Source organism: Streptomyces kronopolitis (genome assembly GCF_014646275.1).
Lineage (GTDB): Bacteria > Actinomycetota > Actinomycetes > Streptomycetales > Streptomycetaceae > Streptomyces > Streptomyces kronopolitis.
The window spans coordinates 39,699-53,130 of sequence record NZ_BMND01000016.1 but is presented as its reverse complement, the minus strand read 5'-3'; the positions used below and the strand labels follow the sequence as shown (position 1 = coordinate 53,130).

9 protein-coding genes are annotated in these 13,432 nt (G+C 74.2%); all 9 read right to left on the bottom strand.

All coding sequences use genetic code 11. The features are described 5' to 3' along the window. Positions 1-69 precede the first annotated feature (69 nt). The 9 genes from IEY78_RS18525 to IEY78_RS18485 all read right to left on the bottom strand — a co-directional run bounded on the left by IEY78_RS18525 (position 70) and on the right by IEY78_RS18485 (position 13,384). Positions 70-1,509 carry a lysine N(6)-hydroxylase/L-ornithine N(5)-oxygenase family protein gene (locus IEY78_RS18525; RefSeq protein WP_189099660.1) on the bottom strand — a complete coding sequence of 480 codons (1,440 nt, stop codon included), beginning with the start codon at positions 1,507-1,509 and terminating at the stop codon, positions 70-72. Beyond that, positions 1,506-2,921 (bottom strand): pyridoxal phosphate-dependent decarboxylase family protein, encoded by a 1,416-nt coding sequence (locus IEY78_RS18520; RefSeq protein WP_189099658.1) that lies wholly within the window; start codon positions 2,919-2,921, stop codon positions 1,506-1,508. Before IEY78_RS18520 ends, IEY78_RS18525 begins: the two co-directional genes overlap by 4 nt. Positions 2,922-3,119: 198 nt before the next feature. Continuing rightward, the gene (gene pepN / locus IEY78_RS18515) at positions 3,120-5,669 is read right to left on the bottom strand and encodes an aminopeptidase N (protein ID WP_189099656.1); all 2,550 of its coding nucleotides are present in this window, start codon (positions 5,667-5,669) and stop codon (positions 3,120-3,122) included. Between the two features lie 66 nt (positions 5,670-5,735). Beyond that, positions 5,736-6,614 (bottom strand): helix-turn-helix domain-containing protein, encoded by an 879-nt coding sequence (locus tag IEY78_RS18510; protein ID WP_189099654.1) that lies wholly within the window; start codon positions 6,612-6,614, stop codon positions 5,736-5,738. Between the two features lie 336 nt (positions 6,615-6,950). Further along, positions 6,951-10,064, bottom strand: coding sequence for an endo-alpha-N-acetylgalactosaminidase family protein (locus tag IEY78_RS18505; RefSeq protein WP_229700037.1), 3,114 nt, complete (start codon positions 10,062-10,064; stop codon positions 6,951-6,953). Between the two features lie 144 nt (positions 10,065-10,208). Then, complete coding sequence (locus tag IEY78_RS18500) at positions 10,209-11,402, bottom strand: sensor histidine kinase (RefSeq protein ID WP_373294186.1); 1,194 nt, start codon at positions 11,400-11,402, stop codon at positions 10,209-10,211. Next, entirely contained in the window at positions 11,399-12,079 is a 681-nt protein-coding gene (locus IEY78_RS18495) for a response regulator (RefSeq protein ID WP_189099650.1), read from the bottom strand. Before IEY78_RS18495 ends, IEY78_RS18500 begins: the two co-directional genes overlap by 4 nt. A gap of 101 nt (positions 12,080-12,180) precedes the next feature. Beyond that, complete coding sequence (locus tag IEY78_RS18490) at positions 12,181-12,366, bottom strand: hypothetical protein (protein WP_189099649.1); 186 nt, start codon at positions 12,364-12,366, stop codon at positions 12,181-12,183. A gap of 214 nt (positions 12,367-12,580) precedes the next feature. Beyond that, complete coding sequence (locus IEY78_RS18485) at positions 12,581-13,384, bottom strand: S1 family peptidase (RefSeq protein WP_189099647.1); 804 nt, start codon at positions 13,382-13,384, stop codon at positions 12,581-12,583. Between the last annotated feature and the right edge of the window lie 48 nt (positions 13,385-13,432).

Sequence of the window (13,432 nt, the reverse complement as noted above, 5' to 3'; positions counted from 1 at the left end):
CGGTGTGGTGGGCGTCGGTGTGGTGGTGGTCCGGGGCGGCGGCGGTGCCGGGGCATCGCCGCCGTCGGGTCAGCCGCGGGGGACGAGGGTGGAGCCGCCTTGGCGGGGGACGGTGCCGGTGCGTGTGGTGGTGGTCTGCGGGAGGCCGAAGGTGGTGAAGGCGGTGCGGGTGGGGAGGGGGTAGGGGGTGCTGTCGGTGAGGGAGTTGAGGATGGTGGCGCTGCGCCAGGCGGCGAGGCCGAGGTCGGGGGTGCCGACGCCGTGGGTGTGGGTCTCGGCGTTCTGGACGTAGACGGCGCCGGTGACGGAGGGGTCGAGGATCAGGCGGTGGTCTGCGTCGATGCGGGGGCGTTCGGAGGAGTCGCGGCGTACGTAGGGGTCGAGGGCGGCGAGGAGGGTGTCGATGCGGCGTTCGCGGTAGCCGGTGGCGAGGACGACGGCGTCGGTGGTGAGGCGGGAGCGGGTGCCTTGCTGGGTGTGGTCGAGGTGGAGTTCGACGCGGGTGGTGCCGACGCGTCCCGCGGTGCGTACGCAGACGCCGGGGGTGAGGGTGGCGTCGGGCCAGCCGCCGTCGAGGGTGCGGCGGTAGAGCTCGTCGTGGATGGCGGCGAGGGTGTCGTGGTCGATGGCTTTGTGGAGTTGCCATTGGCCGGGGAGGAGGGCGTCGCGGACGCGTTCGGGGAGGGCGTGGAAGTAGCGGGTGTAGTCGGGGGTGAAGTGTTCGAGGCCGATCTTGCTGTATTCCATGGGGGCGAAGGCGGGGGTGCGGGCGAGCCAGTGGAGGCCTTCGCGGCCGGCGGGGCGGGCGCGGAGCTGGTCGAGGAAGATTTCGGCGCCTGACTGGCCGGCGCCGATGACGGTGAGGCGGTCGGCGGCGAGCAGGCGGTCGCGGTGGGTGAGGTAGTCGGCGGAGTGGATGACGGGGACGGCGTCGGCTTCGGCGAGGGGGCGCAGGGGGACGGGGATGTGGGGGGCGGTGCCGATGCCGAGGACGAGGTTGCGGGCGTGGGTGCGGCCGAGGGCTTCGGCTTCGCCGTCGGCGCCGAGTTGGGTGTAGTCGACTTCGAAGGCGTCGCGTTCGGGGTTCCAGCGGACGGCGTCGATCTGGTGGCCGAAGTGGAGGGTGGGGAGGTTTTCGCTGACCCAGCGGCAGTAGGCGTCGTATTCGGCGCGGTGGAGGTGGAAGCGTTCGGCGAAGTAGAAGGGGAAGAGGCGTTCGCGGGTTTTGAGGTAGTTGAGGAAGCTCCAGGGGCTGGCGGGGTCGGCGAGGGTGACGAGGTCGGCGAGGAAGGGGACTTGGAGGGTGCTGCCGTCGATGAGGAGGCCGGGGTGCCAGTGGAAGGCGGGGCGCTGGTCGTAGAAGGCGGTGCGGAGGTGGGTGAGGGGGTGGGCGAGGGCGGCGAGGGAGAGGTTGAAGGGGCCGATGCCGATGCCGATGAGGTCGAGGGGTTCGTCGGGGGTGGTGCTTGTGGTGTCGGTGTGGGGGGTGTCGTGCGGGGTGTGCGTCATCGGGGGGTCTGGCCTTCCACGAGGGTGAGCAGGGTGGTGAGGTCTCCGGGTTGGGTGTGGGGGTTGAGGAGGGTGGCTTTGAGCCAGAGTCCGGTGGGGGTGGTGGCGCGGCCGAGGACGGCGCGGCCGTCGATGAGCAGGGTGCGCCGGATGGTGGCGAGGGCGGTGTCGGTGGTGCCGGTGGGGCGGAAGAGGACGGTGCTGAGGGTGGGGCGGGAGTGGAGTTCGTAGTGGGGGTGGGCCTCGATGAGGTCGGCGAGGGTGTGGGCGGCGGTGAGGGTGCGGTCGACGAGGTCGCCGAGGCCGTGGCGGCCGAGGGCTTTGAGGGTGACGGCGATTTTGAGGATGTCGGGGCGGCGGGTGGTGCGCAGGGAGCGGCTGAGGAGGTCGGGGAGGCCGGCTTCGGTGTCGTCGTCGGCGTTGAGGTAGTCGGCCTGGTGGGTGAGGGGGGTCAGGGTGTGGGGGCCGGGGACGGCGAGGAGGCCGGCGGCGACCGGTTGCCAGCCGAGTTTGTGGAGGTCGAGGCTGACGGTGTGGGCGCGGTCGAGGCCGTCGAGGGCTGCGGCGTGGGTGTCGCTGAAGAGGAGGGCTCCGCCGTAGGCGGCGTCGATGTGGAAGCGGGCGCGGTGGTGTGCGGCGAGGTCGGCGAGGGCGGGGAGGGGGTCGATGGCGCCGGTGTCGGTGGTGCCTGCGGTGGCGGTGAGGAGGAGGGGGCCGGTGTGTCCGGCGAGGTTGGCCAGGCAGGTGTGGACGGTGTCGGGGGTGAGGGTGCCGTCGGGGGTGGGGAGGGTGAGGGGTTCGGGGAGGCCGAGGAGCCAGGCGGAGCGGTGGATGCTGTGGTGGGCGTTGGCGCCGCAGACGATCTGGAGGGGGCCGGCGGTGGGGTGGTCGGTGGTGGCGGCCTCGCGGGCGAGGAGCAGGGCGAGTTGGTTGGATTCGGTGCCGCCGGTGGTGACCAGGGCGTCGGGGGCGTCGGCGCGGGGGTAGACGAGTGCGGCGAGGGCGCGGCTGGTGAGGGCTTCGAGGGCGGAGGCGGCGGGGGCCTGGTCCCAGGAGTCCATGGAGGGGTTGAGGGCGGCGGCGGCGAGGTCGGCGGCGGTGGCGAGGGCGAGGGGCGGGCAGTGGAGGTGGGCGGCGCAGTGGGGGTCGGCGGGGTCGGCGGCGCCGGCGGCCAGGGTGTGGACGAGGGTGCGCAGGGCGGCGTGCGGGCCGGTGCCGTGCGCGGGGAGGATCGGGTGGCAGGCGTCGCGTACGGCGCGGGTGACGGCGTCGGGGCCGCCGGGCGGGAGGGGGCCGGCGCGGTCCTCGGCGCCGGTGGTGAGGGCGTCGAGGACGGTGTCGAGGAGGGGGCGCAGTGCGCGGGGGCCGTGGGTGCCGCCTGCGAGGGCGGTGCCGGCAGGGGGCACAGACATCGATGTGCTCTTCTGTCAGGAGAGTTGGGGCGGTCGCATGGGGACGAGCCCCGAAGGCGGCCCTAAATTACTTTCCCGGTGGAGCACGTATCCACTGGTTGCGGTCATACCACCCGTAAGTGGTACGGATGTTTACCGCGGGGGGTGCGGGTGCCGCCGGCTGCCGGTCCGGCGGCACCCGGGGGTGCCGTGCGGCGGTTACCGGTCGTCGGCGGCGGCGCGTATCCGCAGGGCCCGCCGCAGGTCGTCGAGTTGGTCGACGAGTTTGCGGCGCAGGGCGGAGGTGGGGTCGCCGTCGGCGAGGCAGGCTTCGCCCAGGCGCAGGGTCTCGTCCTCGACGAAGGTGGTGGGGAAGGCCTGGCGGCCGGCGGCGGCGGCGAGGGCGGGGCCGCGGGCGGCGGCGAGGGCGGGGACTTCGGCGAAGTAGCGGGCCACGTAGGGGCGGAGCAGTTCGTGTTGTTCGGGGGCCCAGAAGCCGGCGGCGGTGGCGAGGAAGAGGTAGTTGGACAGGGCCGGTTTCCCGCCGGTCTCGTCGGTGGTGAACAGGGCGTCCCAGGCGGCTTGTTTGGCGGCGGGGTCGGGGAGGGCGGCGCGGCAGCGGGCGGCGCCTTCGCGGCCGGTGGCGCCGGGGTCGCGGGTGAGTTCGGCGTCGATGGTGGTGCGGAGGGTGTCGGTGGGGGCGGCGCCGAGGGTGGCGAGCCGGGCGAGGATGCGCCAGCGCAGTTCGGGGTCGAGGTGGGGGCCGCCGGGGACGCTGCCGTCGTCGAGCCAGTCCTGGATGCCTTCGGGGGTGGTGGCGCTGTCGATGAAGGCGCGGACGGCGGTGAGGCGCAGGCCTGCTTCGGCGCCGTGTGCGGGGCCTTCGGTGCGGCGGAGGATGTCGCGGCTGAGGGCGGTGAGGGTGGTCAGGGCGGTGTGGCGGTGGGTGGTGGGGAGGTAGTGGTCGGCGATCTGGGTGCGGGCGAAGGCGAGGACGCCCTGGAGGATGGCGAGGTCGGTCTCGTGCGGGAGGTGGGTGCGGGCGGCGTCGAGGTAGGCGGTGGGGGCGAGGGCGCCGTCGCGGACCATGTCGCGGGCGGCGTTCCAGACGACGGCGCGGGTGAGGGGGTCGGGCAGGCCGGACAGGGAGCGGGCGACGGTCTGCCAGGAGTCGGCATCGAAGCGGACCTTGGCGTAGGTGAGGTCGCCGTCGTTGAGGACGAGCAGGTCGGGGGCGGGTTTGGGGAAGGCGCGGCGGGTGCGGCCTTCTGCGGCGGGGATGTCGAGTGCGAAGCGGTCGCGCAGGACGAGGTGGCCGGGGTCGGTGAGGTCCTGGTCCCAGGCGCCGACGGCGATGCGGTGCGGGCGGCTGCCGCTGTGGTGGACGTCGAGGTGCCAGGAGTCGGCGGTGGTGCCGGGTTCGGGGGTGAGAGTGTCGACTCCGGTGGTGCGCAGCCAGTGGCGGGCCCAGGCGTGGACGTCGCGGTCGGTGGCGCGGCCGAGGGAGTCGATGAAGTCGGCGAGGGTGGCGTTGCCGAAGCGGTGGCGGGCGAAGTGGTCGTTGATGCCGGCGAGGAAGTCCTTCTCGCCCATCCAGGCGACGAGTTGGCGCAGGGCGGAGGCGCCCTTGGCGTAGGAGATGCCGTCGAAGTTGAGGAGGGCGGAGGCGGTGTCGGGGACGTCTTCGGGGGCGGGGGCGACGGGGTGGGTGGAGGGGCGCTGGTCGGCGTCGTAGCCCCAGCCCTTGCGGGCGACGGCGAAGTCGGTCCAGGTGTCGGTGAAGCGGGTGGCTTCCGACAGGACCTGGTAGCCCATGTATTCGGCGAAGGACTCGTTGAGCCAGATGTCGTCCCACCACTGGAGGGTGACGAGGTCGCCGAACCACATGTGGGCCATTTCGTGGGAGATGACCGTGCCGCGGGTCTGGCGTTCGGTGTCGGTGACGGCCGAGCGGTAGACGAACTCGTCGCGGAAGGTGACGAGTCCGGGGTTCTCCATGGCGCCGGCGTTGAACTCGGGGACGAACGCCTGGTCGTAGGAGTCGAAGGGGTAGGGCTCGTCGAAGATCTCGTGGTAGCGGTCGAAGCAGCGGCGGGTGAGGTCGAAGAGTTCCTCGGCGTCGGCGTCGAGGTGGGGGGCGAGGGAGCGGCGGCAGTGGAGGCCGAAGGGCAGTCCGGCGTGTTCGGTGCGCAGGGAGTGCCAGGGGCCGGCGGCGACGGCGACGAGGTAGGTGCTGATAAGGGGGGTGGGGGCGAGGGTCCAGTGGCCGGGGTCGCCCTGGGTGGCGAGGCCGTTGCCGAGGACGGTCCAGTCGGTGGGGGCGGTGACGGTGAGCGCGAAGACGGCCTTGAGGTCGGGCTGGTCGAAGGCGCCGAAGACGCGTTGGACGTCGTCGAGGAAGAGCTGGGTGTAGGCGTAGCTCTCGCCGTCGGCGGGGTCGGTGAAGCGGTGCATGCCCTCGCCGGTGCGGGAGTAGCGCATGGTGGCGTCCAGGCGCAGTTCGTGGGCGCCGGGGGCCAGGCCGGTGAGCGGGAGGCGGTTGTCGTCCAGGGCGGCGGGGTCCAGGGGGTGGCCGTCGAGGGTGGCGGTGTGCAGTGCGTCGGGCTTGATCTCGACGAAGGTGTCGCCGGCGGTGTGTGCGGTGAAGTGGATGACCGTACGGGACCCGAACCGGTCCGCGCCTCGGGTGAGGTCGAGTGCGATGTCGTAGCGGTGGACGTCGATGAGTCGGGCTCGGGTCTGCGCCTCGTCGCGCTGGAGTGCGGGCATGGGGTCATGCTGCCGTACGGTCGGTGCGGGCTGCACGCGGTTTGGCGGGGCCGGGTGGCGGGCCGGTCAGCCGCTGACCAGCGGTGGATCGTCGGGGTCGGGGATCCGGGTGGACCAGCCGCCGGGGACGCTGTGGGCCTGGCGGTCGCGGAAGCGGACGGGGGCGGTGCCGACGCGGCGGGCGAAGAGGCGGCTGAAGTAGGCGGGGTCGTCGTAGCCGACGCGGCGGGCCACGGCGGCCACCGGGAGTTCGGTTCCCGCCAGGAGTTCCTTGGCGCGGCCCAGGCGGATGCCCAGGAGGTAGTCCTTGGGGCTGCAGCCGGCGCCGCGGCGGACGGCGGTGCGGAGTTCGGCGGGGGTCATGCCGTGGCGGGCGGCGTGTTCGGCGACGGAGAGCGGGAGGAACGCGTCGCGGGCCAGTGCCTGGAGGACGGGTTCGCCGCGGGCGTCGGTGTCGGCCCGGGCACGGCGCAGGACGACGAGGAGTTCGTGGACGGCGGCGGAGGTCTCGACCTCCAGGAGGGGGTTGCCGCGGCGTGCGGCGCGGGCGATGCGACCGACGGCGGCGCGCGGCGGGCCGGGGTCGGTGAGGGGGACGAGGGGGCGGTCGGGTTCGATGTAGCCGAGTTCGGTGTAGGTCTCGGTGGCGGGGCCGGTGAAGTCGACGAAGCTCTCGTCCCAGCCGGTGACGGGGTCGGCTCCGTAGTGGTGGGCGACGCCGGGGGTGAGCCAGAGCAGGGCGGGGGCGGTGACCGGGTGGCGGTGGCCGTCGGGGGTGGTGCACCAGCCTTGGCCGGCGCTGATGACGACGGCGACGTGGTGGTCGAGGGTGCGGGGGCCGACCGGGGGCAGGGTGCCGTGCTGGAGGCCGACGCCCAGGCACACCAGGCCGAGCCGGTGGTGGAGCGGGTCCGGTGTGAAGTACCGCATCCAGGTGTGGAACACGTCCGGCCTCCCGTCGCCGGCGGCCTGTGGGTGCCGCGTCGAACCGTCCAACCGCGATCTTTGTCCATGGACCGTCACACCGCCAGAGGGCGGGGGTGACCGGAGGCCGGGGGCGGGGGGTCGGTGAGGGGACTGCGGGACCGGGTGCTGGTCTGGGTCGACGGGGAGCGCCGGGCCGCGGTGGACGGCGGGGAGGTGCTGCTCGGCGAAGTGGCGGGGGGGGTGCGGGCGTGGGAGGGCGCCCCGGCCCTAGTGGGCGGGGGCGCCCGGCCTGTCTCCCTGCGCGGACGGGGGCTGACGGCGCCGCGGGCGCCCGCCGTGCTCCGCGCGGCACGCCTACGCCTCGCGCACCTCGAACATGTCCAGGACGAACTCCGCCGTCCCGTCGTCGCCCACCTTGCGCAGTCCCACCCATGCCTCGCCGCGGTCGGGCGCGGTGAACTCGTAGCTGTGGGTGGCGGGTTGGGTCGCGACGGGGAGCGGGGCGCGGGTCAGTTCGCGGGGCGCGGGGTCGTCGGCGGCGGTGACCCAGGCGTACTGGCCGGCCTTCTCGTTCTCGTAGCGGAAGGTGACCCGGTAGCGGCGGCCGGGGGTGAAGCGGACGGTGTGCGGGACGGTGCGGTAGACCAGCCCGGTGTTCTCGCCGCGGGACTTGAGGGACTGGCCGCCCTCGATGACGTCGTCGATGGCCTTGCCGTTCCAGCCGCGCTGGGTGAAGCGGGCGTGCCGCTGGGCGAGATGGGTGCGGGGGTCCGTGCTGCCGCCCGCGTCGCCCTTGACGAAGACGCCCCAGCCCTGGGGGACGTGTGCGAAGTCCTCGTGGACCAGGGTGCCCTCGCGGGTGGTTTGTACGGCGGGGACGACGCGGACGTTGTCGAACCGGACCCGGGCCCGGCCGGCGGCCGCGGTGAGGGCGAGGGTGACCGGGCCGCCGCCGTCGGGGACGGTGAAGGGGGTGAACAGGCGCTGGAAGCGGGTGCCGGCCTTGCGGTCGGCCGCCACGTAGTTGCCGGCGGTGGAGGTCTCCGTCCAGTTGGTGGCGGTGACGCCGTCGGCGGTGCGGATCTCCAGGGCGGCCCGGCGCCGCTCCCCCGCCGTGGCGCCGACCTCGATCTGCACGGAGGCGGCGTAGTGGCCGGGGGCGAGGCGGCGCAGGCGCTGGGCGACGGTGGCGGCGGCGCCCGCGCCGATGACCAGTTCGTAGTCGCCGAGGGCGCTGCGCCGGACCGCGGCGGGGCCGGTGGTGCGCCAGGCGGCGAGGTTTCCGGCGTGGAAGCCGGGGTCGGTGAGCGGGGTGCCCTCGCCCCAGCGGGGGTCGGCCCGGTCCGGGGCCCGGTGGCGGTGGACGACGTAGGCCACGCCGGGCCGGGCGGTGAGGGTGACGGCGGTGTCGCGGACCGGGATCCGGGTCTCCTGGGCGCGGCCCTGGTCGGTGAGCCGGTAGAGGTAGACGTGGCGGGCGCCGGACCAGCCGCGGGGCAGCGTCCAGCGGGTGGTGCCGCCGCGGGGGTTGTAGTGGTAGAGCTTGGCGGGGTCGGTGGCGTCGCGGGGTTCCCAGGGCAGCAGGTAGGTGCCGTCGTCGTAGACCAGGCGGCCGTCGGTGACGATGGTGCGGGTGCCGGTGCGCGGCGCGGAGTCCCCGGCCGCGGGCCGGGTGTCGCTGACGGAGGTCCTGGTGGGCCCCTCGAAGGTGATCTCGTGCGGGCCCCAGGTCTTGATCGGGTACGCCTGGAGGTATTTGGCGGGCAGTGCGTCGGTCCAGATGATCGTGTGGAACGCGGTCCAGTCGATCTTGCCGGTCCAGCCCTCGAAGTTGCCCATCCGGCCGCTGCCCAGCAGCGTGGGCCACTTGTTCGCGAAGACGTCCTTGTGGTGGTTGCGCAGGAAGCGGATCAGCCGGGAGTTGATGCCGCGGGAGGTGTCGGGGCCGTAGTCGGTCTCGTTGGCCCAGTGCGACCACAGGGCGGAGCGTTCCAGGCCGTGGCCCCATTCGGTGGCGATCTGCCAGCCCTGGTCGTGCAGGTGCCGCTGGAGGCGGTCGGAGTTCCAGCCGGACTCGCGGAACACGTCGAGGTAGAGGGTGGTGAGGGCCGGGTCGGTCTCGGCGCGCAGCCGGGCGAAGCGGGCGGCGATGTCGCCGGAGACCAGATCGCGGCGGGCGTCGATGCGGTAGGACTGGTCGAGCCAGTCCCACTGCTTGTCGCCGGTGTCGACGAGTTGCTCGGAGAAGGCGTGCGCGACGGGGTAGGACTCGGTGGCGTTGACGTGCACCGCGAAGTCGCTGTGCCAGGCCGCTCCGGCGCGCAGCAGGGTGTTGAGGTCGGTCAGGCCGCCGGCCCGCTCGTTGTAGTTGCCGCCGTAGTCGGGGTGGGCGGAGTCGTGCCCCTCGGACTGGTAGCCCTTGAGGAGGGTGAACTGCCGCAGCCCGTCGGTGGCCAGGGAGATCCGCTTGACGTTGTCGAGGGTGGCGAGGAACGGGTTGGTGGCCTGGCTGGCGAAGTTGAAGGGGATGTGCGGGACGACCCTCAGGTGCTGTGCGTCGGCGCCCGGCGGCATGACCATGATGTCGCGCAGCGCGATGGCGGCGTCCTGCCAGTCGACGCGGCCGTCGCCGTTGCGGTCGCCGGTGACGATGACGGTGGCGTACGGCAGGGGTTCGGTGGCGTCGGCGGGCTGCCCGGCGGCGCGGTGGGTCCACTGGCCGGGGACCAGCTGCGCCGTGACGAGGCCGTCGCCGCGCAGGGTCTGGTGCCACAGCCGGCCGTTCTCCCAGGCGGTGGCGCCGGCCGGCTTGTCGGTGACGGTGTTGGTCTCGACGGCGGCGGCCAGCGCGTCGGTGGCGACGACGGCGTAGGCGCAGCCGGTGGGCGCGGCCTCGGCGGGGGTGTCGGCGGTGACCTCGATCAGGGTGTCGCCGTCGGCGTTCTTGTCGAGGGCGACGCGGGCGGCGAGCAGGGTCGCGCCGGGCTGGTCGCTGCGGACGGCGAGCAGGGCGAGGCCGGGGATCTCCAGGGTGCCGACGCGCAGGGCGGGGGTGTCGGTGAGGCGGGTGACCCGCCAGGTGACCTGCCGGCCGCGGACGGCGATCTCGACGGTGAGCGCGGTGCCGCCGTCGAGGCGGAGGGTGTAGGTGGCGCGGCCGGCGCGGGCGCGGTGGGTGACGCGGGGGGTGTGGGCGGTGCCGTCGATCAGGATCTCGGTGAGCGGGGTGTCCCGGCCGTGCAGGACGGCGCCGGTGGCGCGGTCGGTGTAGGAGACGATGCGCGGGAAGTCGGTGGCGACGCGGACCTCCAGCGCGCCGGAGCGCAGCAGGGCCTGCCCGGCGCCCCGGGGGGCGGCCGCGGCGGGGTGCGCGGCGGCGGGCAGGGCGCCGGTGACCGGGGCGAGCGCGGTGGCGGCGACGACTGTTCTGCGGCGGGGCCCGCGGGGGGCGCCTGGCTGTCCGTTCACGCGCGCGGTCCTCCTGTGTGCGGCGGTGCTGCCTGTCGGCGGACAGCGTGCTGCGGGGGCGGGGCGTGCGCCCATGGACAAAGGAGGGGCAGGTGTTGGACAGATGGGGGCCGGTGGGGCGCCGGGGGCGATCTGGGTGAGCCGTCAGGCGGGTGTGCCGCCGTCGAGGGGCAGGAAGGCGGTCAGCTCCCAGCCGCCCTCGGCCGAGGGGCCCGCGGCCAGCCGGCCGCCCATCGCCTCGGCCCGTTCGGTGAGCCCGGCCAGGCCGAAGCCGCCGCCGCGGGCCTGTTCGCACAGGCGGGCGGGGGCGCCGCCGTCGTTGGCGATGCGCAGTTCCGCGCCGAGGGGGACGGAGCGCAGGCCGATGCGGACCGCCGTGGCGTCCGCGGCGTGCTTGCGGATGTTGGTGAGCGCCTCGCGCACGATGCGGTAGACCGCGGCCGCCACATCGGCGGGCAGCGCGTCGGCCACCGTCCGGTCGACGGCGAGGACGACCGGCGGGCCGGTGCGGGCGAACGCGTCGGTCAGCGCCCGGACCTCGGCGAGCCCGGCGACCGGGTGGGGCTCGGCGCCGTTCTCGCGCAGCACCCGCACCAGCCGGCGCATCGCGCCCAGCGCCTCGCTGCCGGAGGCCTCGATCCGTTCGAAGGTGGCGTCGGCCTGCTGTCCTTCCAGGGCGGTGTAGCGGGCGGCGCGGGCCTGGACGACGATGCCGGTGACGTGGTGGGCGACCAGGTCGTGCAGTTCCCGCGCCAGCTCCAGCCGCTCGGCGGCGCGGACCGCGGCGAGGTCGCGCAGCCGCTGGGCGTCCTGGCGGCGCAGGATCAGCGAGTAGGCGACGACGACCACGGTGAGCACCGCGTGCACGAGGGTGAAGATGCCCATCCGGATGTCCCGCACGGGGGTGAGCATGCAGGCCAGGCCCAGCAGCGGGCCGAGGACGGCGGCGGTGCGGGCGGGCGCGCGGTGCAGGACGGCGGTGAGCAGGACGAGCAGCGCGATGCCCTCGCCCAGGCCCCACACCTGCAGGGCGTGCTGTCCGGCGATCAGTACCGCCGAGCCGGCCAGGGAGACGGTGGCCGCGGTCCAGGCCCGGACGGTCAGCGGGATCCGGCTGAGGGGCACCGCGCACAGGCAGACCACGACGGAGGTGACCACCACCGTGGCGTAGGGGCGCAGGGGCTGGCCGGCCAGTTCGACCGTCTCGAAGCCGACGAGGAACAGCAGCAGCACCGCCAGGGCGGCCTTGGCGGCGGCGCCGGGCCGCGGGCGGGGCAGGTGCCGGCGCGCCGCCGGGCTCCTGCCCGGGACCAGCCGCTTGCCGGTGCGCTCGCTCACGATCTGCCCGTGACCAGCCCGGTCTCCCAGGCCCAGGCGGCGATCTCGACGCGGTTGCGGGCGTCCAGCTTGTGCTGCACGTTCGCCAGATGCGTCTTGACGGTGGACAGCGAGACGAAGAGTTCGCCGGCGATCTCGGCGTTGGTCAGGCCCCCGGCCAGCGCCCGCACGACGTCCTGTTCGCGCTCGGTGAGCGGGTCGCAGGGGGTGCGGGCCGGGCGGCCGCGGCCGGCGGCGGGGGCCAGCCGGCGCAGCAGCCGGACGGTGATCGCGGGCGAGACCAGGGAGTCGCCGGCGGCCGCGGCGCGGACGGCCTCGACGAGCAGGGCGGGGCTGGCGTCCTTCAGCAGGAAGCCGCTGGCCCCGTCGCGCAGCGCGGCATGGACGTATTCGTCCAGGTCGAAGGTGGTGACGATGACGATGCGGGGGCGCGGCCCGTGCTCGGGGTGGGCGGCGGCCAGCTCGGAGAGCCGGCGGGTGACCTCCAGCCCGTCGACGGCGGGCATCCGGATGTCGAGCAGCAGCACGTCGGGGCGCAGCCGGGCCACGGCGTCGAGGGCGGCCCGGCCGTCGATGACGTCGTCGAGGACCTCGATGTCGGGCTGGCTCTCCAGAATCATCCGGAATCCCATCCGGACCATCTCCTGGTCGTCCGCGATGACCACGCTGATCGGCATGCCGTTCCTCCCCGGCGCCGCGGGGGCCGGGCGCGGGTGTCCATCCGTCCGGCCGGCGGGGCGCACGGCGCCGCCGGGACCGGGAGACCCGTTGGGCACGTTCAGCCCCGGACCGCCTGCGAGGGAACCCCGGCCGGCTCGACGGGCCGGTCCTGCACGCCGAGCAGGACGTAGACGACGGCCGCGGCGGAGGCGGCGAGGAACAGCGCGGCGAGGACGGTCGTGCGGTGGTCGCGGTCACGGCCGCACGCCGGCAGCCGGGTACGGGGTCGGGGCTGGATGGTCATGGCTTCACGCTAAGGAGCCGCACGGGGTGCGCCCATAGGCCGTACGGTCATCCGTGACGGGACAAAGCCCGGCCGAAAGCACGATTTTGGTCCCGGACCGGACGGACCAAGGTCCATGGGGCGGCGGGACCAAGGGCCCGGGGCGGGGCCGCGGGCGTCCGCCGCGGCGAAAGGGCCCGGGACGTCTCCCGGGCCCTTCGGTGCGGTGCGGCGGTCAGCCGCCGAGGCCGTCCGCGGCCTTCTTGATGTCGGCGGCGAAGGTGCTCACCTCGCTGTAGACGCCGGGCTTGCCGGGCCGTGCGCAGCCGTCGCCCCAGGAGACGATGCCGACCTGGAGCCACTGGCCGGCGTCGTCCTTGCGGAACATCGGGCCGCCGGAGTCGCCCTGGCAGGTGTCGACGCCGCCGGTGTCCATCTTGCCGGCGCAGATCTCGTCGCCGGGCGTCAGCTGGTCGCCGTAGGCCTTCTGGCAGGTGGCGTCGTCGACGAACGGCACGGTCGCCTTGAGGAGGTAGCGCTGCTGGTCGCCGCCCTCCTTGTCGGCGCCCCAGCCGGCGATGGTGAAGTCGCCGCTGTTGAGCTTGTCGTCCTGGGCGATCTTCAGGGTGGGCTGGTCGACCGGCTTGGCGAGCTTGATGAGCGCCCAGTCCTTGCCCTTGCCCTGGTAGCCGGGGGCCTGCAGGACCTGGGTGGACTTGACCTTGACGGCGTGGGAGTCCTCCAGGTCGGCGACGCCGGCGGTGGCCGTGATGGAGGTGTTGGGGCCGCTGCCGTCGACGCAGTGCGCCGCGGTGAGCACGATGTCCTTGGCGTACAGGGCGCCGCCGCAGCCCATCGACAGCCGGACCATGAAGGGGAATTCACCCTGGTCGGCCTTGGTGCCGCCGACGACCTGGGTGTGGACGGAGCCGGCGGGGTCGGGGGCGGCTTGGGCCGGGCCCGGCTGGAGGCTGACGGCGGCCAGGGCGACCGCGCCGACGGCGGTGGATCTCGCGAGAAGCTTCCGGTAAGTGCGCAACGGGCTTCCTTCCGTGGGGGGTTGCACGTCGATGACGGGCCCATGCCA